General features: G+C 29.3%; 21 protein-coding genes and 1 riboswitch. Of the genes, 2 read left to right on the top strand and 19 right to left on the bottom strand.

Going from position 1 to position 24,141, the window contains the following annotated elements:
- Positions 1–2: 2 nt before the first annotated feature.
- The 17 genes from AWN65_RS05245 to AWN65_RS05165 all read right to left on the bottom strand — a co-directional run bounded on the left by AWN65_RS05245 (position 3) and on the right by AWN65_RS05165 (position 19,099).
- Positions 3–701 (bottom strand): hypothetical protein, encoded by a 699-nt coding sequence (locus AWN65_RS05245; protein WP_060382208.1) that lies wholly within the window; start codon positions 699–701, stop codon positions 3–5.
- Between the two features lie 40 nt (positions 702–741).
- Positions 742–1,827 carry a cobalt-precorrin-5B (C(1))-methyltransferase gene (locus AWN65_RS05240; protein ID WP_060382207.1) on the bottom strand — a complete coding sequence of 362 codons (1,086 nt, stop codon included), beginning with the start codon at positions 1,825–1,827 and terminating at the stop codon, positions 742–744.
- A 3-nt stretch (positions 1,828–1,830) separates the two neighbouring features.
- Positions 1,831–2,589, bottom strand: coding sequence for a precorrin-6A reductase (cobK, locus tag AWN65_RS05235; protein WP_060382206.1), 759 nt, complete (start codon positions 2,587–2,589; stop codon positions 1,831–1,833).
- Positions 2,590–2,621: 32 nt separating this feature from the next.
- Positions 2,622–4,457, bottom strand: a complete 1,836-nt coding sequence (gene cobM, locus AWN65_RS05230; protein WP_060382205.1) for a precorrin-4 C(11)-methyltransferase — start codon at positions 4,455–4,457, stop codon at positions 2,622–2,624.
- Positions 4,450–5,703, bottom strand: coding sequence for a bifunctional cobalt-precorrin-7 (C(5))-methyltransferase/cobalt-precorrin-6B (C(15))-methyltransferase (locus AWN65_RS05225; protein WP_060383829.1), 1,254 nt, complete (start codon positions 5,701–5,703; stop codon positions 4,450–4,452). Before AWN65_RS05225 ends, cobM begins: the two co-directional genes overlap by 8 nt.
- Before the next feature lie 4 nt (positions 5,704–5,707).
- Positions 5,708–6,358, bottom strand: coding sequence for a 5,6-dimethylbenzimidazole synthase (gene bluB / locus AWN65_RS05220; RefSeq protein ID WP_060382204.1), 651 nt, complete (start codon positions 6,356–6,358; stop codon positions 5,708–5,710).
- Between the two features lies 1 nt (position 6,359).
- The gene (cobJ, locus tag AWN65_RS05215; protein ID WP_060382203.1) at positions 6,360–7,724 is read right to left on the bottom strand and encodes a precorrin-3B C(17)-methyltransferase; all 1,365 of its coding nucleotides are present in this window, start codon (positions 7,722–7,724) and stop codon (positions 6,360–6,362) included.
- A complete protein-coding gene (gene cobI, locus AWN65_RS05210; RefSeq protein WP_060382202.1) occupies positions 7,721–8,428 on the bottom strand; it encodes a precorrin-2 C(20)-methyltransferase in 708 nt (235 codons plus the stop codon). Before cobI ends, cobJ begins: the two co-directional genes overlap by 4 nt.
- Before the next feature lie 35 nt (positions 8,429–8,463).
- The gene (locus AWN65_RS05205) at positions 8,464–9,402 is read right to left on the bottom strand and encodes a sirohydrochlorin chelatase (RefSeq protein WP_060382201.1); all 939 of its coding nucleotides are present in this window, start codon (positions 9,400–9,402) and stop codon (positions 8,464–8,466) included.
- Entirely contained in the window at positions 9,392–10,180 is a 789-nt protein-coding gene (gene cobA, locus AWN65_RS05200) for a uroporphyrinogen-III C-methyltransferase (RefSeq protein ID WP_060382200.1), read from the bottom strand. Before cobA ends, AWN65_RS05205 begins: the two co-directional genes overlap by 11 nt.
- Before the next feature lie 3 nt (positions 10,181–10,183).
- Positions 10,184–11,008 (bottom strand): SDR family oxidoreductase, encoded by an 825-nt coding sequence (locus AWN65_RS05195; RefSeq protein ID WP_060382199.1) that lies wholly within the window; start codon positions 11,006–11,008, stop codon positions 10,184–10,186.
- A gap of 9 nt (positions 11,009–11,017) precedes the next feature.
- A complete protein-coding gene (locus AWN65_RS05190; RefSeq protein WP_060382198.1) occupies positions 11,018–11,815 on the bottom strand; it encodes a HoxN/HupN/NixA family nickel/cobalt transporter in 798 nt (265 codons plus the stop codon).
- 13 nt (positions 11,816–11,828) lie between these two features.
- On the bottom strand, positions 11,829–14,450 hold the full coding sequence (locus AWN65_RS05185) for a TonB-dependent receptor domain-containing protein (protein ID WP_060382197.1): 2,622 nt from the start codon (positions 14,448–14,450) through the stop codon (positions 11,829–11,831).
- 113 nt (positions 14,451–14,563) lie between these two features.
- Positions 14,564–14,763, bottom strand: a riboswitch (cobalamin riboswitch).
- A 31-nt stretch (positions 14,764–14,794) separates the two neighbouring features.
- Positions 14,795–15,763 (bottom strand): adenosylcobinamide-phosphate synthase CbiB, encoded by a 969-nt coding sequence (cbiB, locus tag AWN65_RS05180; RefSeq protein ID WP_060382196.1) that lies wholly within the window; start codon positions 15,761–15,763, stop codon positions 14,795–14,797.
- Entirely contained in the window at positions 15,748–16,770 is a 1,023-nt protein-coding gene (locus AWN65_RS05175; RefSeq protein WP_060382195.1) for a pyridoxal phosphate-dependent aminotransferase, read from the bottom strand. The genes cbiB and AWN65_RS05175 overlap by 16 nt, the downstream gene beginning before the upstream one ends.
- Positions 16,767–18,248 (bottom strand): cobyric acid synthase, encoded by a 1,482-nt coding sequence (locus tag AWN65_RS05170; protein ID WP_060382194.1) that lies wholly within the window; start codon positions 18,246–18,248, stop codon positions 16,767–16,769. The genes AWN65_RS05175 and AWN65_RS05170 overlap by 4 nt, the downstream gene beginning before the upstream one ends.
- 5 nt (positions 18,249–18,253) lie before the next feature.
- Complete coding sequence (locus AWN65_RS05165) at positions 18,254–19,099, bottom strand: GHMP family kinase ATP-binding protein (RefSeq protein ID WP_060382193.1); 846 nt, start codon at positions 19,097–19,099, stop codon at positions 18,254–18,256.
- 62 nt (positions 19,100–19,161) lie between these two features.
- On the opposite strand from AWN65_RS05165, the gene AWN65_RS05160 reads away from it, so the two are divergent.
- On the top strand, positions 19,162–20,505 hold the full coding sequence (locus AWN65_RS05160; RefSeq protein WP_060382192.1) for a cobyrinate a,c-diamide synthase: 1,344 nt from the start codon (positions 19,162–19,164) through the stop codon (positions 20,503–20,505).
- Positions 20,506–21,017: 512 nt separating this feature from the next.
- Here AWN65_RS05160 and rpe read toward each other — a convergent pair.
- Positions 21,018–21,677, bottom strand: coding sequence for a ribulose-phosphate 3-epimerase (gene rpe, locus AWN65_RS05155; RefSeq protein ID WP_060382191.1), 660 nt, complete (start codon positions 21,675–21,677; stop codon positions 21,018–21,020).
- 106 nt (positions 21,678–21,783) lie between these two features.
- Positions 21,784–22,764 carry a LuxE/PaaK family acyltransferase gene (locus AWN65_RS05150; RefSeq protein WP_060382190.1) on the bottom strand — a complete coding sequence of 327 codons (981 nt, stop codon included), beginning with the start codon at positions 22,762–22,764 and terminating at the stop codon, positions 21,784–21,786.
- Between the two features lie 284 nt (positions 22,765–23,048).
- Here AWN65_RS05150 and cobW point away from each other — a divergent pair, with 284 nt between their 5' ends.
- Positions 23,049–24,086, top strand: coding sequence for a cobalamin biosynthesis protein CobW (gene cobW, locus AWN65_RS05145; RefSeq protein WP_060382189.1), 1,038 nt, complete (start codon positions 23,049–23,051; stop codon positions 24,084–24,086).
- The last annotated feature ends 55 nt before the right edge of the window (positions 24,087–24,141 follow it).

The raw sequence follows: 24,141 nt of genomic DNA, 5'->3' as shown, positions 1-24,141 counted from the left end.
TATTAACCATTTATAGCGTTATAAATCCAAAGAAATCCTATAAAAATAGAAAAAATACCTACAATAGCATTCATTATTTTGAAAGCTATTTGATTTCTTTCAATAAAACGAGACACAGAAAAGGTTAGAACACAGCTGTAGGTAGTCATTGCAATAATAATTCCTATACTTTGTAAAATAATAATTCCTATTGCTGTATATGAATCTTTAGATGCCATAACTAAGGCAATAGAACAGGCACCTCCTGTACCAGCTAATCCGTGTAACATTCCTACCCAAAAAGTACGACTTAATAAATTCATAGAAATTTCTTCGCCTTGTTTACCATGTATGTGTAAAACATTAGTAGTATGTTCATGATCAGGAATAGCTCTATGATCAGCCATTATTTTTTTAAGTTCATGATTACGCCTAATAGCTGATATGCCTAGCCAAATCATTACAGGTCCTACTAGTATTTCAGCATAAGTAGAAAGGTTAAGTGGTAAAGTAGATTTTAACAATAGAGCAAAGGCACTAAATATTAATAAAGATACGGAATGTCCCATAGCCCATTGGGAGGAACGCCATAGGAGTTTTCCTAGACCTATTTTATTATTTTTTCGTTCTGATGCTAATACAGAAACTGCTACCATGTGATCAGGTTCAAAAGAGTGTTGTATACCTAATAAAAGTGAATCTGTAAATAAATAGCCTATCATTTTGTTTTATTTTTTAAATTATTATTTATTTAATAATGAATTAGTTAATACCTATCATTTGATCATTTGCATCAATTAAAAGTATATTTAATTCTACATTGGGAATATATTGTTTACAAACATTATAACAATGTTGTCTTAAAGAGTAAAAAAAAGGCTCTTCAAGTGTAAAATTAAAAATTTCAGTAAGCCGTCTTGCCATATTTAATTCTAAAATAGGAGTACATTGTTTATCTGTATAACCACAGTTCTTAGCCATTTGATAAATAAACTCCTTATCCCATGTAGATTTTCCACTATGAGTATTTAATTCTCCTTGGGCTAATTTAGCTGCTTTACCTATCATAATTCCAATGGTTACTTTTTTTAATGAAACTGAATTTATTTTTGTTAAGGTATCTCCAATCCAATTACCATATTGTATAAAGGCAAAATCGGGTAAATTTAAAAACTGATTTTTTAATAATTTTTCTGATCGTCCTCCTGAATTAATGACAATTTCAGTACAACCGTTGGCTATAGCTACATCTATTCCTTGAGTAATACTGGCAATATAAGCAGAAGAACTAAAGGCTTTCACAATTCCGGTTGTTCCTAAAATTGAAATTCCGTTTAAAATACCAATTCTTGAATTAAGTGTTTTTAGAGCAATTTCTTCTCCTTTTTCTACAAAAACTTCAACATTTACACCTTTATTGCATTGAAATTTATGTTTTAAAAAATTAAGGGTATCTGTAATCATCTTTCTTGGAATAGGATTAATAGCTGGTTCTCCAACTGCAATAGCTAATCCTGGTAAGGTAACTACTCCTACCCCTTTACCTTGTAAAAAATGAATTTCTTTTGTTTCATTTAATGAAATGGTACAACCAATAGTGGCACCGTGTGTAACGTCAGGATCATCTCCTGCATCTTTAATGGTAGTACAAGTTGCATAGTCTGAATTAAAAATAGAAGATTTCATTTTAAATACTACCTTTTCTCCTAAGGGCAAGGTAATTTCTATTTCTGTAATTTCTTTTTGTTCCAAAAGGCTTATAAAGGCTGCTTTAGCACAGGCAGTGGCACAAGCACCTGTTGTATAACCGTGACGTAAAGGTCCTTTAGGTATTGGAATTAAAGACATTTTTTATTTTATTAAACTTATAGCATTAAACAAATCTATTTCATTTGAAACGAGTATAAAACTATTAGGCAAAGGTTTTCTTTGAATAATAATAATTGGAATATTGTTTCTTTTTGCTGCTTCTATCTTTGTTGATAAAAAGCCAGATTCACCACTTTCTTTGGTAATAATAGCATCGCAGTTGTATTTTTTTATGATGTTAATTTCATAATTTAAATCATTACTTGGATATTCCATAATTATTTTTTTTGTTGGAAAACCTGCTTTTTCTGCTATTATTATTGAACTTTTTCGAGGCAAAATTCTAAAATAAGTAGAATGTTTTTCCCAATAAGGTTTTAGTTTTTCTATAGTTTGTACTCCTGTAAGTGCAAGCAAATTAGAAAAAGTGCCGCCCATCAAATAATCAATAGCTTCTTTGTAATTTTTAACATAAATAATCTCTTTAGAAATTATTTTTTTAGGATATTTTCTTTCAAAACGAATTACTGGAATTGATAAAATTTGACTTGCTTGGGCTATACACTCATGTAATAATTCTGCAAAAGGATGAGAAGCATGAATTATTATTTGAATTTTGTTTTTTGTACAAAATTGAATAAGTTCATTAGGTGTTAATGCTCCAAAACGGTAGTTTCCAAATGAGTACTCTTCATCCCATTTTATTTCCGTTTTAGTAGAGTAAAAGTAAGATAAAGCTTCTTTTTCAAGAAACTTTGCTACTTTTTTCCCTTCTGTAGTACCTCCAAAAACTAATATCATTTTTTATTTAATTCAGAATTACAAATATCAGATTAACCTTTGATTTTTACTTCTTTTCCTGTTCTAAAAATATGTTTCCATTCGGGATTGTATAAATAAGAACGATTTTTTCTTGCTCCAATGGCTGCTCCAACAATTACTAAAGTTGTTAGGGTTAATTTGTTATCCCTAATTATTTGGGCTAATTCCGTAAGTTTTCCTATAAATACTTTTTCATCTTGCCACGTAACTCTATACAATACGGCTACTGGTGTATCTTTTGGATAGTGTTCTAATAATTGTTCTTGAACGGATTTGGCAATGGTAGCACTTAAAAAAATACACATGGTGGCTTGATGTTTTGCCATTTCATTTAGTTTTTCATTTTTAGGTAGAGGGGTTTTACCTTCTCCTCTAGTTAAAATAATACTTTGTACTACCTCAGGAATGGTAAATTCTGATTTTAGATAGGCGGCGGCGGCTTGAAAAGAAGAAATACCTGGAACAATGGAGTAATCAAACCCTTTTTCATCAAAAATGGTCATTTGCTCTTGAATAGCACCATATATAGAAGGATCACCTGATTGTAAACGAATAATTAAATGACCTTTAACATAGTGTGTACTCATAATTTCTATTTGTTCTTCTAAAGTCATACTAGCTGAATTGCGTACAATAGCATTAGGTTTTGCATAATGTGTTAGTTCTATAGGAATAAGACTTCCTGCGTATAAAATTAAATCAGCTTCTTCTAATAGTTCTTTTCCTTTTACAGAAATTAAATCAGCTGCTCCTGGACCTGCTCCTACAATTATAATTTCTGCTTTTCGTTGTGCTCTTTTATCTAATGCTAGAGCAATGGTGTGTTTTTTACCTGAGACTAGGTGTATTTTTTTCTTTTCTAAAATTAATTCATTGTTCTGTGCTAATAGCATTGCAGATGACTCTGCAACACTATAAACACCCAATTTGCTCATAACTATTTCTGAAGGATTTAGCGATATTTTTGAATTCAATTCATCTGTAGTAAAAGTAATAAATGGAATTTCTAAGGTATTTGCTAAATCTATAAAGGCTGTTTCATCGTGTTTTACATCTAAAGAGCCTAATGATTTTATAGATTCTACAGCTATATTTTGTTCTTGTAATTGATTTTTAACGGATTTTTCTAATAAATGAAATTCAATTCCTCTAGAACATCCCATTCCCATAGTAATAACGGGAGCATAATAATATAATGCTGGAATTGGCGCTTCATACACTGTATAAGTTACAGCTATTAGAAGTTCGTATTTAGAAAAGTCAATGGCATCGTAATGATAATAAATAGATACAAAATGAGGTTTGTTTTTTTCTAAAAAAGCACTGCCTTTATCTTTTATGTCTAATAATAATGCGGTAGGTTTATTATTAACAAATATAGAAATGATTTTATTCATTTCTATAGTACTTTTACTTTTCCAATTGTATTCTTTTGGTAAAGTATCTAGAGCCCAAATATTTTGCGCATCACTTGATGTTGTAATTATGGCTTGTGCTCCTATTACTTTAGAAAGATTATGCGTTAATGTATTTGCACCACCTAAATGTCCTGATAATACTGATTGTACAAATTTTCCTGTATCGTCTATATTAATAATAGCAGGATCTTTTATTTTATCTTGAATATAGGGTGCTATACTTCTTACACAAATTCCTAATGCTCCAATAAAAATAAAGGAATCAAATTTTAAAAAATTATTTTCTAAAAAAGTATGAATTGAGTCTATTTGGGTTATATCGTTATTCTTTCTAGTAGATACTAAAATTGATTTTTGAAACTCTTTTTGAATGGTTAATCCAAGTTCAATACCTTTATCAGTACTTGCTATAATTGCTGTTTTATTCATTTCTTTTTTTTTCTGCTGTTAATATGGTAATTGGATTATGTGTATCTATCGTTATTTCTATTGGTTCTAATAAATCGTAATTTAAGTTTTTAACACTCTTTATAAAGCATTCTTTACTTTCTTTTTTTACGGCATTTATTACAATTCTTCCGTTTAATAAAAGGTATTGATCTATTAATAGAATAAGTTCTTTTAATTTGTTTCCATGACCACCAATGAAAACGCTATCTGGAACAGGAAGTGTACTTAAATCTATTTCAAAAAAATCACCTATTATTTTAGTGATTCCTGGTGTGGAATGTTTTTTTGTATTGATATCAAAGATGGTACTGCATTCTTCTCGTTTTTCAAAGGCAATACTGTTTAAATGTGGAAATTGTTTTTTTGTTTCAATAGATACGGATCCTGTACAAAATCCTATATCCCAAAATGTTTTTTTATTGTGTAAATCTAATTGAGAAAGACTAATTAATCGTATAGGCATTTTGGTAATCATGTTGGGACGATTTTCTAAACCTATAAATTCAATATCTCTAATTCCAAATTTTTTTTGTTTTTCTTCTTTTTTTATAAGTAACAAACAATTTAGTACATCAAATGTTTTTTTTGTTGCTTCTATTAGACTTAAAGTGGTTATTTTTTCATTTTCTGCTTCCAATGCTTCTCCTATAATCATTTCATAGTTATTAAAATTGTAGTCAAGCATTCGTTGAGCTATTATACTTGGCGTTTTAATATGATCTGTTAAAACGCCTATTAAACTTGATTGATTAATAAGTGCTATATCTAGTTCTTTCCATGAACGTCCATGAATTGAGGTATTAACTATATTTTGATATGGAATGGTTTTTTTTTGACATAATAGTTGTAGACTATTAAAGCTGGGGTATACTTTTATGGTTGCATTTGGATGATTTTTTTTTATAGTATTGGCAAAGCCATAAAATAAAGGATCTCCAGAGGCAAAAACAATTATGGGTTTATTTATTTTTTTGTATTGATTAAAAAGTAGAGGCATTTCTTTCGTAATTTCAATCCATTGATGATTAATTGGAAGTTTTTCTTTTATTAATTCATAGTGTCTTTTTCCTCCTGAAAAAACGTGATGTTCTTTTATTATTTTTTTTACTTCATCGCTTAGAATAAAATGAGGATTATTAGGAATTCCAATAACATAATAATCTATAATTGACAATTGACAATTATGAGTATTAAGTGGTAATGTAAAGGATAAATTATTAGTCATTTTATTATTCATTATCAATTATTCTGACCACACTGTCTTTTTCTTTTCTTTTTTCCCATTTGATTAGCTCTAGTTCTGGTTGAGTATAAAACTTATCTACATATCCTAAGCATAAATAAGCTACTAATTTATTTTCTTTAGGAACGTTTAAAATGGTTTTTACTTTTTTTTCATTTAAAATACTTACCCACCCCATTCCTATATTTAATGACCGAGCTGTAAGCCACATATTTTGAACGGCACACACTACACTATATAACCCCATTTTAGACATACTGGTCTGGCCTAATACAGGCTTATCAGAAGGTTTGTAGAATACAGCTATATTTATAGGGGCTTCTATAATACCTTCTAATTTTAATTTTATATATTCTTTTTGTTTTTTGTCTTGAAAATGATCAATGGCCTTATGATTTTCCTCGTCAAAGCTTTGTTTTATTTTTTCTTTAACCGTTTTATTTTTTATAATTATAAACTCCCATGGTTGAGAAAAACCTACAGATGGAGCGTTTAATGCGGAGAATAATAACTTATCTAGTAAATCTTTTTCGATTGTCTTATTCAGGAAGTGGTTCCCTCTTACATCTCTTCTATTTAGAATAATTTCTTCTAATAGGTTGGCTTCTTCTTTACTAAATAGTTTCCCGCTTTTCATTTTAAATATTATTTATTGTATGAACTGTAAAAGCTGCATTTACAATACTTGCTGCTACATTACTACCTCCTTTACGTCCTCTAATAAGAACATAGGGAATAGTTGTTAAAGCTTGTAATTTTAGTTTTGATTCAATTACATTAACAAATCCTACGGGAACCCCAATTACGCCTACTGGAGTGCATTTTTCATCTAATATTTGTTCACACAATTCAAATAGTGCTGTAGGTGCATTACCAATAACATACAAAGCGTTAGGATGTTTTTTTAATGCTAGTCTAATTCCTGCTTGACTACGCGTTATATTTTCTTTTTGGGCTAGTGCTATTGCTTCAGGTTCGTTTAAATAACAAAGTACTTGGTTTTTGTATTTATTTGAATATTCTTTGGTAATGCCTGATTGTACCATCGTAACATCGGTAATAATAGTTCCTCCTTTTTGGAGGTAATTATTCCATTTTTTTATAGCGTCATTATTAGATATATAAAGATCTTCATATTCAAAATCAGCCGTGGTGTGTATACAACGTATTACAGCCCATTTATCTTCTTCTGAAAGATTTGTTTTTTGTAAATGTTCTCTGATTTGACGGAAACTTTCATCCTGGATTTCTTGTCCTGTATGAGGTTTTCGGGCTAGATACCCTCTAGGTGTTATTAAAAAATTTTTGAATTGGTAGGTTTGTGAATTTCCTATCATTACAAGGGAAAACATGTCAACTACGTTGGTATCAAATGTATCTAAAGTAGTTATAATAATGTTTTCTTCAGGGCGTGTAACTTGACGAATTATGGCAACTGGAGTTGAAGGATGACGATATTCTAGAAAAATTTCTTTAAAACGATTGAGCTGCCAAAAGCGTTTTTTACTTCTTGGATTGTACAGTGATGTAACAAAATCGCCCTTGGCGGCAGCATAAATCCTGTTTTCTATTGTAGTCCAAGGGGTCATTAAATCAGACAATGAAATACAACAAAAATCATGTCCTAGAGGTGCTCCTAATTTTCCTGCTGAAGCTATAAATGCGCTAATTCCTGGAATTGTTTGTAAATCTATTTCTTTATCTGTTTGCGTACTGGCATATTGATAAACCAAGGATGCCATGGCATAAATGCCCGCATCTCCTGAACTTATTACAACTACATGTTTTCCTCTTTGACAAGCATTAACAGCTAATTCAGCTCGCGCTTCTTCTTCTGTTAATTCTTTTCCTATACATTCACAATTTTCTTTTAATAAATGTTCTATAAATTGAAAATAATAATGATAACCAATAACTACATCTGCATCAGCCAAAACATTTTGTGCAAAAGGCAAAACGTACTCTTGACCACCAGGTCCAATACCTACTACGCTTAATTTCATTTTCTTTTTTTTATAATTAGCAATGAGAAATAAGGTATCTCTCTGTTTTTAATATCATTTATGTTAGAAGTAATATATTGTTGAGTAGTTCCTAATCGTTCGCCATATAAAACGGTTAGATTACTTTTTTCTAGAAAAGATATTAAATTATGAACTACACTTCGTATTTTGATAAGTACTATTGTTTCATAGTCTTTTAGTATTTTTTCTAGCTCATTATTATTTTTTATTCTAGGGATAATGGCAACTTTTTCGTTTAATATGGCTAAAGGAGTTTGATATTCTGCAGCTCCTAATATAAAAGATGGGATACCTGCAATAATTTCTACATCCAGTTGGTGTTTTTGAATATGCTCTAACAGATAAGCAAAGGTACTGTAAAACAAACTATCTCCTTCACTTACAAAGGCAATTGTTAGTCCCTCGTTATAATCATTTAGTATAGACTGAAAAGTAGTTGCGTAAGTTATTTCTGCTTGGGTTCTATCATCGGACATTTGTAGAAACATACCTACTAATTTATTTTCATCTAACTGATGGTATTTCAAAATAGGTAAAGAAAAACTTGTTTTTTTCCCGTTAGCTAATAAAGATCCTGGATAATAAATTTTATCTGCATGTTGAAGTACTTTTAAGCCTTTTAGTGTAATTAGTTCTGGATCTCCAGGACCTAATGAAACAGCATATATTTTTCCTTTCTTCATTAATACTTTTTTCTATTTATCTTTAATTTTGTGTATTAAATTCCTAATATTTTTTTTAGGGTTGTAAGAATTGTTTTTTGGGTGACTATTTTTTCTTCTTCTTCAAATAGAATCCCTTTTACTGCTAAGTGATGTCCTATTTGTTCTTTTCCTACTTCATTTTCAAAACCTATGATTTGTGTACGATATTTACATAACTGACAGTTCATATTAGGATTTCCTTGTTCCGTTTCTATAATACGATCATCAATGGTTTGTAAAAGTAATTCGTCACATTCAAAAGAGGTTGTATAGCAAAATTCAGTATTTGATTTTTCTGCAAATTCTTCTATTTGATTATATATTTTTTTTAGTAAAACTCCTGTAAATAAAAAAACAGGTAATACTATAACGCGTTTAAAGGGTAAAGTATCTACCAAAGGTAAGGTATCTTTTAATAAAGGTTGTGTTACTCCTATATAGGTAGTTGTTGCAAAACCAAACCCCATACCTTCCCAAAGCATTCGGGTCATTTTGGCAATATCTGAATTAGCATCAGGATCAGCAGTACCCCTTCCTACCACTAATAGACAGGTTTCTTTTCGTTCTATAGTTGTTAGTTTAGCTTCAACTGTTTCTATTAATTTTTTAGAAAGTTGAAGTATTGAAGGGGTTATTCCAAAATGTTTTCCTAATCTAATTTTTAGATCGGGATACTGACTTTGAAGTGTATTCATTTCATAAGGAATATCATTTTTAGCATGACTTCCTGCAAAAAGAATAGCAGGAATAGCTATTATTTCGCGGACTCCGTTAGTGTATAAACGTTCTACTGCTGCGGCATAAATAGGATGCGCAAATTCTAAAAAACCATAATCAACTTCATAATTTGGATAACGCAATTTCAAAAGACGTACTAATTCTTTAAATCCACTAACTCCTTCTGGGTCTCTACTTCCGTGTCCACAAATTAGGATTCCTTTTTTAGCATTCATTTTCTTCTACTATTTTAATGGGATTATGATCTATAGGAAAAGCGTATTTTCCTACTATAAAAACTACAGGCATTGGAACTGTTTTTATTTCTAATTTTTTTTCCATTTCGTCTAGAGTTCCTGTAAAAATGGTTTCTTCTTTTTGGGATACTTTAGAAATGGCGGAAATATATAAAATTTCGTTTGGGGTAATTCTTTTAAAAGTAGTAATTACTTCTTTTAAATTTTTATATCCCATATACATGATGAGTGTAGTTCCTGTTTTGAGCATATTGGCTAACGCTTCTAACTGTTCAAAGTCGTATGTAGCAGTATGTCCTGTACAAAACAATACGGAATTGGTTTTGTTTCGTTCTGTAAGTGGAATATGTTGAGAGTTGGCTGCTGCAATTCCTGCTGTAACTCCGGGGATAATTTCAAAAGGAATTTTTTTTTGGGTTAAAAATCGAATTTCTTCTGCTACTCTTCCGTAAATAAAGGAATCGCCTGATTTTAAACGAACAATTTTTTTATCTTCTTTGGCATATTGAAGAAAATATTCATGAATTGTATCTTGACGTTTCATGGCATCTTCTATATCTCCATACTTTCTGCCTACATATATTTTTTGTGCACTGGGAGAAGCTAAATCTAGAATTTCTGGTGATATTAAATTATCATATAAAACAACATCGGCATTTTGAATTCTTTTAACTGCTTTGACAGTAAGAAGGTCAGGATCTCCTGGTCCAGCACCTACAATGGTTATAGTAGTTTGTTTTTTGTATTCTGAATCCATATTCTATTCTTGATTTAACAGATCCAACGGATTGGGATATTTAAATTGATACCCCAATTTAATTTTTAATTTGTCTGAATTTATAATTTTATATGCTATTTTTTGGGTAATTGCAAATGTTGGTTTTTCTAATCCTATTTTCTCTGCGGCTAATTCATAATATTCTTTTCGTTTAGGATGTAGATCTGCACTAGCATTGAATACATCGTTCCAAATTTCTTTATTTATAATAGTTTCAATAATATTAATACAATCGTCTTGATGAATTACATTTATAGGTGCTTCTCCATTTTCAACCTCTTTTTTACCAGCCAGAAAACGTCCTGGCATTCGATCATAACCTATTAATCCTGAAAAACGGATGATGGTGGTTTTAAACTTAATTTGATCTAAAAGCATTTTTTCTACTGCTAATAAAGCCTTTCCACTTTCTTTTTCGGGTGTTCCTGTCTCCTTTTCTGTTACTATCTTATTGGTATTAGGATAAACCGAAGTAGAACTAATGAAAAGTATTTTTTGTATTTTGCTTTTGAGAATTTCAGGTATTAATTTTTCAAATTGTTTTGTATGATATGTAATAATATCTGCTCTTCTTTTGGGTGGAAAATTAATTATCAGAATATCTGAATCTAAAAAATCTGCTATGTCTTTTGCTTCAATGTGAGTATCAGTTATAGAAACGAAATAAGGTAAAATACCTTTTTCTTTCAATAAAGGAATTTTTTCAAGAGTGGTAGTAGATCCCTTTACCAAAAAACCTTTTTTTATAAGGTTTTCTGCTAAAGGTAATCCTAACCAACCGCAACCTAATAGACTTATTTTTTGCATTTTTTGTTTTTACTTTATTTGCTTTTTTGAACGAAGATACAAATCAAAATATAAAATAAGAATGATTCCTAAAAATCCTAAGCCTATTAAATTATTTTCTAAATCGCTTAATTCCATATTTGGTTTAAAAACAGTTGCTATTTTATAAATAGGAATGATAAAGCACATTATTGTAATCAATATATTTAGTTTAAAACGATGTTTTTGAATTTTGGTACGATCAAATGTTTTTAATAATTTACTTAATAAATAGGAATCAATTGTTCCTGTAAAAATAAGTCCTATAGAAAAAACAATTCCTCCTATGACTGAAAATAACCAGTGATTGGTACCTGAAATAGCTAAGCCAAAAGCAGCTATTTGGGAAGAGGTATCAAATATAAATCCAAAAATAATTCCTGTTATAAATACTGTAATGGGACTTACTTTTTTATCTAAAAATTTAGGTATTAAATATTTTTTAAGACCCAAAGAATTGTTTTTTCGAGAATATATTAAAGAATTTATATTTCCTATTCCTATTATTAATAATAAAAACATGGGCAACCAATTAAGAACCCAATCAACCCAAATAGGAACTTGAAAATTATTTTTTAAATAACTTAAAATTAAAGCTATTAATGTTACCATTATACCATGACCTAAAGTAAATAGGGTTCCGACCCATCTAGACCATGTATTTTTATTTTCGTGTAAACGATAGGTGTAATTGTCTATTACGGTAATATGATCTGGATCTAAACCATGTCGTAAACCTAAAATAAATAGGATTAGTAATGCAGATAAATTATTATTTAATAGTTCCATAATGGGCTAAAATTTAAAAGAAATAAGAAATACTTCCTTTTAGGAAAAAAGGTGTTCCAGGGGTGTTATGAAAATCTATGATTGGCTCTATTTCATTTTTTAATTGTGATTGATCATAAAATTGGGCTTCATCCCATTTTGTATTAAATATATTTTCGGTAGAAAGACTAATTTCGTATCGTGGTCTGGTATATCTAATAACTACATCTGCTATAGTATAAGGTTTAGAATATACTGAGCCATCTTCAATAGCAGGACGTTCTCCCATAAAACGGTAACGTAAACTAGCGTTGATCCCATTTTCTAGTTTTAAGGTTAATCCTCCTGTTGAGTTCCATCTAGTATATAAAGGAATTAGATTTTTTTCTTTTGGAGCTTCTCTTAAAAAGCTATAGGCATAATTTAGGTTTGTATCTGCCCATAAAAAATCTGTAAATTGAATTTTTAAAGAGGCATCTATTCCATATTTTCTACTTGATCCTAAATTTTCAAAACTTCCATCATCTGAAATAAATTTAAATTCTGAGCCACTATCTGTCCACCAAGCTGTAAAATTAAAAATAGACTTTTTATACAATTTCATTATAAAACCTAAATCAACACTTTCTGATTGTGGAACAGGATTCGTGGCAGTAGGATCTTTACTAACGGCTGTATGCGCATAGTTAGAATGAAAACCTATACCCCATTTTGCATATACTGAAAAATTAGAAGTTGGAGTAAAATGAATTTGTGCTTTAGGGTTAAAACGATAAACAGTCTTTTTGCCCGAATTGTTATCCTCTATTTTATTTTTTAAATAAAAATTGAAAAGTTCATTTCTAAAACCCAATTTAAGTGACCATTTAGGTGCAAATTGCCAATCTTCATCTAAATATAAACTATAATTTGTAATAGCTACGTCATCATTTGCGGCTTTGCTTAAAAATGCTCTTCGTAGAACATAATCTCTTCCTAATCCTAATATATCCGTTCGGGTGACGAATCCAACTTCTGATGATAATTTTGTTGAACTTATATTATCGAGTCTATTATATGTACTTTTTAATCCAAATAAGTCCCTTTTTTCCCATTGTAATATTTCATCTCCGTTGATAGGGTCATTCATAAAAAAAGTAAAGTTTGAAAACAAATCAAAAATATTTTTGGAATAATAAAACTGATTTTTCCATGATTGATTTTCCTTTAGTTTAGTATCTAAAATAACGTTTGTATTGAGTCTTGATGCTATTCCTCCTTCTGAATCATCTATAGCACCGTATCTAGATAAAGTACCTTTTTCTATAGCTCGTAATGGCAATTGTCCAGAAGCATTCCAAGTACTTGAAAAATAAGATCCTGATAGTATAAGTGTTGTTTTTGGGGTAAGTTGTGCGTTGTATCTTCCAAAAAAATTAAAACGTTTGAATTTTAATTTACTTTCAAAAAAACCATCGGTATAATTATACTCTGAGGCAAAATAAGCGTTGTCATTCCATTTAGAAACTAAGTGTTTTTGATCTAAAATTTGAAGCATCGTTAAAACCCTTTGTGTATTAAACAAGCCCGATTCTAGTTTTACTATATTATTTTCTAAACGGTATTTAGAATTAAATTGAGCAGCTCCTGCCACTGAAAAATCTCCAAGAGAGGCCTCATAAGGTCCTTTAAAAAAATTAACAGTACCAATGGTTTCTGGAATCATAAAGTGCATATCCGCATACCCTTGTCCATGTGCATGAGAAGGCATATTAGCGGGTATACCATCCATTTGAATAGAAAAGTCTGTTCCGTGATCGTTATCAATTCCTCTTACAAAAATTTGTTCCGCTTTTCCTCCACCTGCATGTTGTGCAATAAATAGCCCTGGAACGGCTCTAAGTAAATCTTGTGCTGATTTTATAGGTTGTAATTGTAAACTGATTTGATCTATTTTATTTTCTTGTTTTTTGATTGATGAAGCAGAAATAACCAATTCTTCCAAGTTCATTACATTGTGTAACAAGGAAATATTTAGTGATTTTTGTTCGTCTTTTTTGAAATTTATTTTTGTAGTAAATACATTATAACCTATATGAGAAACGATAATTGTTTTTATTCCTTCTGAAGCGGATTGCAACTTATATACTCCATTTTCTTGTGATATAGTACTTTCGCCAGATTCTTTTATTCTTATTGTGGCTCCTTCTATTTTAGTTTGGTTTGTTACGTCTATAATAAAACCGTTAATACTACTTTGTCCTTGTGTTTTTTGAAATAAAAATAGGAAAAGTAAAAAACAACTTAAATTAAACAATTTAGTTATGAAATTGCTTTTATTTTTTTGAGGTTTAAAATCATCTTTTGTACTATTTGAAGAAAAAAGTAACTGCTCTTTTATTAATGTATCTTTTAGAATATGAGTCGTTACAATATTATTTGAAGTTTCAATATTGACTTCTTTATACCAAGTATTTTCAGGTTGGATATTTACAATGGGGCCTTTTTTACAAAATCCTTGACATTTCGTTCGAATGGTATGAATTTCATCATTTAGTTCGTATTGTGTCAGGTTTTTTCGAAGCGTTTTAATATTTTCTTCTGCTCCATTATCAGTACAACAAGTACCATTACATAAATAAATGATTTTTTTAATCTTTGATAGATCCTTTGACATGTTTGATTTTTTTTTCGTTAATAATCCCGTTAACTGATTATTAGCGACTTTAGAAAAAGGACGTGTGAAAGATGGGAAGCATTACATTCACCCGTCAGCCTTTACTCCGAAAGCCGCGAATCAATACAAAGGCAGGTCTTCTGACTTGTTTTAATTATAACGCCTTCCCATTTTACTTTTTAGATAAAAACAGTGGCATTTTGTTATAATCTTTTTAAAAACTTACAGCAGCGGGTACTGTTCCAGATTTACACTGGATTCCCTTTTAATTCATTTCCAAAATGGAAACAAAACCATTGCGGGCACGAAAGTACAAAAAACTAATAGAGTTTGTTAAAAAAACACTAGTTATAGTGGAAATTATCAAAAATAACCCAAAATACTATTTTTATTATCAATATTAGAGCAATTGTCGTTAGAGTAACTAAATGATTTATAAAACATACTTTTTTGAATTCATTATGCTTAATAACACGAGGATTGGTTCCTATAAATGGTTTTTCTACGATCTTTCCGTGGTATTTATTAGGTCCACCGAAACGACAATTCATAATTCCTGCTAAAGCTGATTCTGGATAGCCTGAATTAGGACTTGCATGTTGAGTTCCAAATTTTAATATAAAAGGAAATAAACTAAGTTTTCCACTAATTAAAATCATTAAAAAAGCAGTTATTCGAGCAGGGATATAATTAGCTACATCATCTAATCGAGCAGCAAATTTTCCAAAATAATAATATTTATCATTCTTATAACCAATCATAGAATCTAAAGTATTTATCATTTTATAAACCATCATAAATGGTAATCCTCCAATAGCATAATAAAAAAGAGGAGCGATTACACCGTCACTCAAATTTTCAGATAATGTTTCAAAAACAGCTATTCGTATTTGATTTTCAGAAAGTGTAGACGTATCTCTTCCTACAATCCATGATAAACGTTTTCTTCCTGCTTCTAATCCTTTTTCTTCTAATGTATCAAATACTTCTCTTCCTTCTTGTAATAGGCTTTTATTAGCTAGACCGTAAAATATAAAAAGACTGGTAAAAAGGATATAAAGGTTAAAATTAATATCTAATAAAATACTTGATAAAAAATAAAAAAATAAAAAAACAGAACTGCATAATGCTAGAGTAAGAAAGAGCCCTTTTATAAATCTACCATTTCCTTTATTTAAAAAGTTTTCACCAAAATAGATTGTGTTTCCAAAAAAACGAATAGGATGTGGTAAGCTTCTTGGATCTCCCAATAATAAATCTAAAAAATAACCTATAAGTAATGGTATTGAAAAAATAATTAAAGAATTGTCCATTGTTGAATAGCATCAATTAAAAGTTTATTTTCTAAAGGTTTTTGTGTTGCCACTCGAAAATATTGTGATGAAAGTCCTCGGAAATTGCTAGCATCTCGAATGAGCAACTGATGTTTTTTTAAAAGGTATTCTTTTAGTTCTGGAGCTGTCTTTTTATTTGTTTTGCACAAGAAAAAATTAGTGTTTGTTGAGTAAACGTCTATATTTTGAATTTCTTGTAAAGCATTAATAAATTGAGTTGTATCTGCTAGTATTTTTTCTATTGGTAATACAATGTTAGCAGCATTTTTAACGATATATTTTCCTGCTTCAATTGCCATAGTATTTACGGACCAAGGCATTTTAACGGTTTCAATTGCTTGAATGTTTTGTTTTTGACTAATGATATAGCCTAATCGTAAACCTGGAATAGAATAGGTTTTGGTTAATGATTTTACAATGAATAAATTAGAAAAATTATTTATTTCGTTAACTATTGAAATATCAACCAATGTAAAATCTACATAAGCTTCATCAATTATAAATAATGTATTAGGATTATTTTTTAAGAGAAAATGAAGGTCTTTTTTATGAAAAACCAATCCTGTTGGATTATTAGGATTTCCTAAAAAAACAGCTTCTGTAGAAAAAAGACTTGTTTTATTTAGATCTGACCATTTAAGGAAATTTAATGAAATATCATGTACTTGACAAGCGTCATTATATTCTGAAAATGAGGGTATAATAATTGTGGCTGACTTCTTTTGTAAAAAGTGTGCTATTAAGTAAAATGCTTCTGTAGCACCATTGGTTACTAATATTTGATTGGGTTTTAGTTGGTGCCAACTAGCTAATTCTTTTTGCAATGATTCAGCATTTGCTTCGGGATAATGAGCTATTTTATCCCAATACTGAGAAAGATGTTCTTTCAAACCTTTAGGAAATCCTTCATAAAAAACGTTTGAACTAAAATTTGCTTTAATGCTTCCGTTATATAAATAACCGTCATCTCCATGTCCTAAAATCATGCTTCTGTTTCTTTAAGAACTTTATAAATATACTGAATGTCTATATGCTCTCGTAAGTGTTGGGCTAATAAATCATATTGTTCTTCTTTAAAAGTCTTATAATCAAATATCCCTGTTATCACTTTTTTATCAGTTTGTAAAAGTAAATCTTTGATAACAATTTCATTATCCAATATTCCATGAATATAAGTTCCCCAACATTTATCAGATAAATAATAACCATCGCCTGTTTTGTCATCAAAAGTATTTAGAATATACTCTTTGTTTTCTATTGTAGAAACGCCCATGTGTATTTCATAACCTCTGCATATTTTTTGGTATTTTTTAAAATAAAATTGTACCTGACGTGTTATTTTTTTTTCTGTAAGAATCGTTTTAACAGGAAGTATTCCTAATCCGGCCATAGTTTCTATAGTTCCTTCAATATGGTTTGGATCTTCTATAGTTTGTCCCATCATTTGATAACCGCCACAAATTCCTATAACTATTTTATTATTTTTGTGTGCTTTTATAATCGCTTCAGCTACTCCATTATTTTTAATATCAATCAAGTCAGAAATAGTGTTTTTACTTCCAGGAATAATTACAATATCTGCTTTTTCTATTTCAGAAATTTTTTTTGTATAAAATAAATTTACGTTTTTATGTTGTTCTAATACATTAAAATCTGTGTAATTTGATACTCTATTAAGCAAAATAACTGCTATATTTATTTTATTTTCTACTGCTTGGGAAGGTTTGTTTTGAAGACTAACAGAGTCTTCTTCTTCTATATAAATATCTTTTTTATAGGGTACCAATCCTACTACAGGAATACCGCAAAGATTTTCTATTATTTTTTTACCTTCTTCAAAAAGACGTGAATCACCACGAAATTTATTAATTATAATTCCTTTTATTAAAGCTTTTTCTTCAGGAGTTAATAAAGCAATACTTCCAAAAACACTTGCAAAAACCCCTCCTCTATCTATATCCGCAATTAAAAAAGTAGAGGCATTAGCATATTTTGCCATCCGCATATTGGTTATATCTCGATGTTTTAGGTTTAATTCTGAAATGCTTCCTGCTCCTTCAAGTACAATTGGATTATATTTTTCTGATAATCGGGTATAAGCGGCTTGTGCTTCTTTCAGTAATTCCTTTTTATCATTTTCCATAAAATAATCAAAAGCTGATTGGTTCCCCAATGGTTTTCCATTTAAAACAACCTGTGAACTCTTATCATTAGTAGGTTTTAATAAAACAGGATTCATATCCGTGCTACACGCAATCCCACAAGCTTCTGCCTGAACTGCTTGAGCACGACCTATTTCAAGTCCGTCAGGGGTAGCAAAACTATTGAGTGACATATTTTGTGATTTGAAAGGTGCTGGATTATAACCATCTTGCTTAAAAATACGACAAAATCCTGTATTAATAATACTTTTGCCTACATCAGAGGCGGTACCAACAAACATTATAGGTCTTAATTTTTGCATAGAATTTATTCAATGTAAAGAGTTGTTTTCCAGTGTTTTTCGACTAAACACCTAACTTTAAAATCTATAGATTTTAAACGATAGGGTTCTATGAGTAATCCCATAAATGTACCGCTATGTGCCACAAATAAACCACAATTATTCTCTATAGCAAAATCATACAATAAAGTAAATTTTTTTTTTGGCAAAATAGTTTCGTTTATAACAGCACTTTTGGTAACACATTCAAAAAATGTTCTATAATCATTATTTTTTACACTTACTTTAAGAATAGAATATAGATTTTTAAATTCTATCATTTGACTTTCAGAATATTCTCTAGCCTTTGATATTTTAATTGTATCAATATCTACATTTGGATCCGAATCAAAATATAATATGGAATAAGAAATAGGATATAAATTTTCTAAAATTTTTCCTGACTTTTGATTAAATAATAAAGAATTAAAATCCAGACAAGGATCCGTAGGATCTATTTGAGAAGCTATTTTATAAAGAAAATGATTTGAATATTGGGTCTTATATAATTTATTTAAAGTAAGCAAAATACCTAATATATCAGTAGAACTAGAAGATAACCCTTTGCCAACTTTAAAGTTTCTTTTTTGGTTAAAATAAATTTTGTTTATAGGAGTAATTCCTTTTTCTTCTATTAATGAATGAAATAACTCCTTTGCCTTATTTGATTTTATATCCAGTCTTGTTTCTTCATCAATAGGATTGATGCTTGCAATAGTATCTGTTTTAAATAATTTAGAAGATTTATTGCTTACTAAAAATGGTTGATTTTTACCAAAAGCTCCCTGAAGAAGTTCCCCCACTTTAGCATAAGTAGTAATCTTTATTATCATTTTCTCTTTCTTTATAGAATTACAAAGATAAAAATTGAGAATTGATTTTTATCTTTGAAACTATGAAACCACAATTTCTTATAGCGGCACCATCTAGTAACTCAGGAAAAACAACTATTACACTTGGTTTACTACGATTATTAAAAAATAACGGATATAAAGTACAACCTTTCAAATGCGGTCCTGATTATATTGATACGAAACACCATACAAAAGCTGCGGGTGAACCAAGTATTAATTTAGATACCTATATGATGAGTGAAAGTCATGTTAAAACTTTATATAAAAAATATAGTCAAGAGGCTGATATATCTATCATAGAAGGTGTAATGGGACTTTTTGACGGGGCAAATCGTATGGAAGGAAGCAGTGCAGAAATAGCATTATTATTAAACATTCCTATCATTTTGGTTGTCAATGCTAAATCTATGGCATACAGCGTTGCTCCATTGTTATTTGGGCTTAAAAATTTTAATCCCAAGATAAAAATTGCAGGAGTTATATTTAACTTTGTAAATACAGAGAGCCATTATTCTTTTTTAAAAGAAGCTTGTAATGATGTAGGTATTGAAGCTTTAGGTTACATCCCCTCTAATACTGATATTACTATTCCTTCACGTCATTTAGGCTTGTTTATATCTCCTGAACATGACTATGAATTAATAATTGAAAATGCAGCAAAACACTTAGCTAAATCTATTGACATTAATCGTATTTTAGAAATTTCTAATACTGAAAATCACGTTTTTACTCCTAAAAATATAATAGAGTTAAAAACTGAAACCAACTCTTTTTTTAAAGACTACACAATAGCCGTAGCACATGATAATGCTTTTAATTTTACTTATTTTGAAAATATAAAAGGATTAGAAAATTTAGGTAAAATTATCTATTTTAGTCCTATTACAGATAATAGAATGCCTAAGGCTGATATTTTGTACTTAGCTGGAGGTTATCCAGAATTATATTTAAAAGATTTAGCAAATAATATATCGATGCGTAAATCTATTCTTGATTTTTGCTCTAATGGTGGAAAAGTAATAGCTGAATGTGGTGGAATGATGTATTTAGGTAATCAAATTATCAATTCAGAAGGAATTGCTTATCCAATGGTAGGTTTTTTACCTATAGAAACCTCAATGGAAAAAGCTAAGCTTTCTTTAGGATATAGAGAAATAAAATTAGATAATCAAATAATTAAAGGACATGAATTTCACTATTCTAAAATAATAGAAAAGGAAAAGATTCCAACTATTGGTCAAATTTTTAATGCTAAAGGAATAGAAATAGCAACTCCCATTTATAGATTAAAAAATGTTATAGCATCCTATATACATTTTTATTGGGGAGACTCTCTCTTAATTATTAATTTTTTAAATAAAGAGGATTTGTTATTTGATTTCTAAATTATTACCACTAGGATCCTGTATAAAAACAGAACCTTGTAAATCGTTTAGAATAATTTTAGTTCCAGATCGGGTATGAATCGTTTTTACATCATTGCTGTAGGTATGATTATATTCTTTCCAACCAATTTATACCATTCAAACTTAAAATATACTGTATTAAAAAGTAAAATTCTCGCTCTTTTTTTTATTTTAAAACAACTCTAAAAAACCTTTGAATAACATGGTTTTAAATTCTGGTGATGATATTCCTTCTCCATCAAGTGATTTTGATTATATGACTCCTCCTAGCGTCAGAGTGACAAACAAGAAGTATTTTACTTCGGATTCTTGTCATCCTATGTTTTTCTAGGTAAGGAGTTTAGAATGTTTTATTTGAAATCTAGAGAAATAGATTCTATTCTAAAAACAACCCCTGCAATTGCAAGGGTTAAGGAAATCTTATTCTTATTTTTTGCGTTTGTTAGTTAATGCTTATAAAGATAGTTTACCAATAATAGGAACCTTTCTTATTATTTAACTGCTTCTTTAAGATCAATAATTGTTTTTTCTGGATTATTTGAGTTAAATACAAAACTACCTGCGACTAAAACATCGGCACCTGCTTCTACTAATTTTTTGGCATTTTGAGTAGAAACTCCTCCATCTATTTGAATTAGAGTAGAGGCTTTCTTTTTTTCAATTAATGTTTTTAGTTTTTCTATTTTTGGATATGTATTTTCTATAAATGATTGTCCTCCAAAACCAGGATTTACACTCATAATACAAACTATATCTATATCTTGAATTACATCTTCTAATAATGAAATATTAGTATGTGGGTTTAATGCTACACCTGCTTTCATTCCTTCTGCTTTTATAGCTTGGAGGGTTCTATGCAGATGTACACAAGCTTCTAAATGGACCGTTAAAACATCTGCTCCTAGTTTTTTAAAAGTTGAAACATAACGATCTGGATCTACAATCATTAAATGTACATCAATTGTTTTTTTTGCATGTCTTTTAATTGCTTCTAATACAGGCATTCCAAAGGATATATTAGGCACAAAAACGCCATCCATAATATCTATATGAAACCAGTCTGCTTCGCTTTTGTTTATCATTTCAATATCTCTTTGTAAATTAGCAAAATCAGCAGCAAGAATAGATGGAGCAATAAGTATTTTTTTCATTTTATAAAGTATTATTGTGTTGTATTAGAAGTTTTTTATTAAATATATAGAGTAGTGTTAATTTTTCTTAATATATCAAAATTTTTAAAACAGGAATAAGTAAGTATCAAACCACCATTAAGTTACATCCTCTTATATCAGAGTTATCAAATCGTCCTAGAACTTCAAAAGAATTATAATCTATTATTTTACCTAAATCCTGAGTGGCTATAAAAGAGCATGAATTAATATTAGCTAAATCAATTATGTTTATTCCTCCTGTCTTACCTTCAGAAAGTAAGGTTAAAGGATCTTCAGGATCACGAATAATAATTTTCATCCACATAGGACATTCAAAGATTCCGTTTCCTAAAGAATAAGCTTGAGATAATAATTCCGTCATACCATATTCCGAATGTATTACGGGTACACCAAAACCATTACTCAGAATTTTATGTAATTCTTCTCTAATTATTTCTTTTCTGCGTCCTTTCATACCACCTGTTTCCATTATAATGGTATTTTTTAAATTAAATTTTTGTTTTTCAACTAAATCTAATAAAGCATAAGTAACCCCAATTAATAAAACATTATGCCCTTCAGCATCCAGTTTAATTAATTTTTCTATAAGTTCATCATAATTATTTAAATAAAATCCACTTTCGAGATTATTAGATAATTGTATTAAATCATCTACCATATAAATTAAAGATGAGCCTTCTCGTTCTAAATAAGATGGTAATAATGCCAAAATAACATAATCTTCTATATTTCCGTAAAATTGCTTAAAGGCTTGTCTATAACTTTCTCTATAAAAAGATAAATCCGTAACATGATGTTTACTTGTAGCTATTCCTGTAGTACCACTACTTGTAAAAGTTATTTGTTTTTCTTCTTTAGAACTTAAAATATCATTTGTTTTAAAAAATTGAATAGGTAAAAAAGGAATATCTTCAATTTTTTTTACATTGCTCACATCTTTTTTTAACAATGAACAAAACTGCTGATAAACTAAATTGTTATGATATTGAAAACGAAAAATCTTAAGAGTCCGTTTTTCAAATTCTTTTTTAGAACTAATTTCAAATATATCGTTAGATGTATACATGTCTCCAAAATTACGTAAAATAAAGAGTTTAACCCAAATCTAATATGCAAAACTATCCACAAATTTAATTTTCATAGGTAAAGAGATATTTATGAGAAATGAAAATATTTAAAAGTTTATTTTTTATTAAATACTCTATATTTAAAATATTTTTTGTAATCTCAATTGAGCCTAAATCAATTTTATATCTTATTATCTTTTGTTTGAAAAAAGATAAATAAATCAAAGTATTTTTCTTTTTATTCTGTATATACAGTATTTTTAGCCAATAAAAAAAAGCTATTATGACAAATAAAATCCCTGTAACAATAATAACAGGTTTTCTTGGATCAGGAAAAACAACAATTATTCGTAACTTATTAGAAAACAATAATGGAAAACGATTAGCCGTTATTGTAAACGAATTTGGTGAAATGGGAATAGATGGCGAATTACTAAAATCATGTTGTAGTTTTGAAGAAGATATTTTAGAACTAAATAATGGTTGTGTTTGTTGTACTGTACAAGACGAGTTTTTACCTATTATGTTAGAACTGATGGAACGAAAAGATTCTATAGATCATATAATAATTGAAACATCAGGACTTGCCTTACCCAAACCTCTTTTACATGCTTTCAATTGGCCTGAATTAAAACCACAAATTACAGTGGATGCTGTAGTTACTGTTGTTGATGCTGTAGGACAAGCTACAGGAGAAATTTGCGATCATGCTAAAGTTAATGCCCAACGTCTAGCAGATGATTCATTAGATCATGAAACTCCAATTGAGGAATTATTTGAAGATCAGTTATCATGTGCTGATTTAATTGTAATGACTAAAAAAGATTTACTAAATCAAGCGCAATTTGAAATAGTAGAATCTATCATTACAAACAAAATTAGACCTAATGTAAAAATAGTAAGTGCTAATAAGGGTGTAATTTCATCTAATATTTTACTAGGAGTGGGTGCACAAGCAGAAAATGATTTAGAAAGCCGACACTCACATCATGAAGAAGATCATGCTCATGGTCATGAACACGACCACGATGATCATATTGATTCTGTAGTTGTAGAAATTACAGCAAATCACACACCTGAAATTTTAATTAATACTTTAAAACAAATCATTGAAGAATATGAAATTTATAGAATTAAAGGTTTTATAAATGTTCCTGATAAATCCATGCGCATGGTTTTACAAGGTGTCTCTACTCGTTTTGAAAGTTATTTTGATCGCAAATGGAAAGAAAACGAAACCCGAATAACAAGTCTAGTTATCATTGGAGATGAATTAAAAAATAAAAATTTACAACAAATTATAAATGAAAGATTAAATTAAAAGTATATTTGAATGGATAATTGACTTGTATTAATTATCCATTTTTAATTTTGAA

Origin of the sequence: Flavobacterium covae (assembly GCF_001534645.1) — a bacterium.
GTDB classification, from domain to species: domain Bacteria; phylum Bacteroidota; class Bacteroidia; order Flavobacteriales; family Flavobacteriaceae; genus Flavobacterium; species Flavobacterium covae.
Note: the sequence above shows the minus strand (reverse complement) of the source record. Positions and strands in the feature narration are given on the sequence as shown.

What these genes read in the sequence shown, in the direction of transcription:
- AWN65_RS05160 (WP_060382192.1), top strand. Translation starts at nt 19,162, where the DNA reads ATGAAACCACAATTTCTTATAGCGGCACCATCTAGTAACTCAGGAAAA.
- AWN65_RS05245 (WP_060382208.1), bottom strand. Translation starts at nt 701, where the DNA reads ATGATAGGCTATTTATTTACAGATTCACTTTTATTAGGTATACAACAC.
- AWN65_RS05240 (WP_060382207.1), bottom strand. Translation starts at nt 1,827, where the DNA reads ATGTCTTTAATTCCAATACCTAAAGGACCTTTACGTCACGGTTATACA.
- cobI (WP_060382202.1), bottom strand. Translation starts at nt 8,428, where the DNA reads ATGAAGAAAGGAAAAATATATGCTGTTTCATTAGGTCCTGGAGATCCA.
- cobJ (WP_060382203.1), bottom strand. Translation starts at nt 7,724, where the DNA reads ATGAAATTAAGCGTAGTAGGTATTGGACCTGGTGGTCAAGAGTACGTT.
- AWN65_RS05170 (WP_060382194.1), bottom strand. Translation starts at nt 18,248, where the DNA reads ATGCAAAAATTAAGACCTATAATGTTTGTTGGTACCGCCTCTGATGTA.
- cobK (WP_060382206.1), bottom strand. Translation starts at nt 2,589, where the DNA reads ATGATATTAGTTTTTGGAGGTACTACAGAAGGGAAAAAAGTAGCAAAG.
- rpe (WP_060382191.1), bottom strand. Translation starts at nt 21,677, where the DNA reads ATGAAAAAAATACTTATTGCTCCATCTATTCTTGCTGCTGATTTTGCT.
- bluB (WP_060382204.1), bottom strand. Translation starts at nt 6,358, where the DNA reads ATGAAAAGCGGGAAACTATTTAGTAAAGAAGAAGCCAACCTATTAGAA.
- AWN65_RS05190 (WP_060382198.1), bottom strand. Translation starts at nt 11,815, where the DNA reads ATGGAACTATTAAATAATAATTTATCTGCATTACTAATCCTATTTATT.
- AWN65_RS05195 (WP_060382199.1), bottom strand. Translation starts at nt 11,008, where the DNA reads ATGCAAAAAATAAGTCTATTAGGTTGCGGTTGGTTAGGATTACCTTTA.
- AWN65_RS05185 (WP_060382197.1), bottom strand. Translation starts at nt 14,450, where the DNA reads ATGTCAAAGGATCTATCAAAGATTAAAAAAATCATTTATTTATGTAAT.
- cobW (WP_060382189.1), top strand. Translation starts at nt 23,049, where the DNA reads ATGACAAATAAAATCCCTGTAACAATAATAACAGGTTTTCTTGGATCA.
- AWN65_RS05225 (WP_060383829.1), bottom strand. Translation starts at nt 5,703, where the DNA reads ATGACTAATAATTTATCCTTTACATTACCACTTAATACTCATAATTGT.
- cbiB (WP_060382196.1), bottom strand. Translation starts at nt 15,763, where the DNA reads ATGGACAATTCTTTAATTATTTTTTCAATACCATTACTTATAGGTTAT.
- cobM (WP_060382205.1), bottom strand. Translation starts at nt 4,457, where the DNA reads ATGAATAAAACAGCAATTATAGCAAGTACTGATAAAGGTATTGAACTT.
- cobA (WP_060382200.1), bottom strand. Translation starts at nt 10,180, where the DNA reads ATGGATTCAGAATACAAAAAACAAACTACTATAACCATTGTAGGTGCT.
- AWN65_RS05150 (WP_060382190.1), bottom strand. Translation starts at nt 22,764, where the DNA reads ATGTATACATCTAACGATATATTTGAAATTAGTTCTAAAAAAGAATTT.
- AWN65_RS05205 (WP_060382201.1), bottom strand. Translation starts at nt 9,402, where the DNA reads ATGAATGCTAAAAAAGGAATCCTAATTTGTGGACACGGAAGTAGAGAC.
- AWN65_RS05165 (WP_060382193.1), bottom strand. Translation starts at nt 19,099, where the DNA reads ATGATAATAAAGATTACTACTTATGCTAAAGTGGGGGAACTTCTTCAG.
- AWN65_RS05175 (WP_060382195.1), bottom strand. Translation starts at nt 16,770, where the DNA reads ATGATTTTAGGACATGGAGATGACGGTTATTTATATAACGGAAGCATT.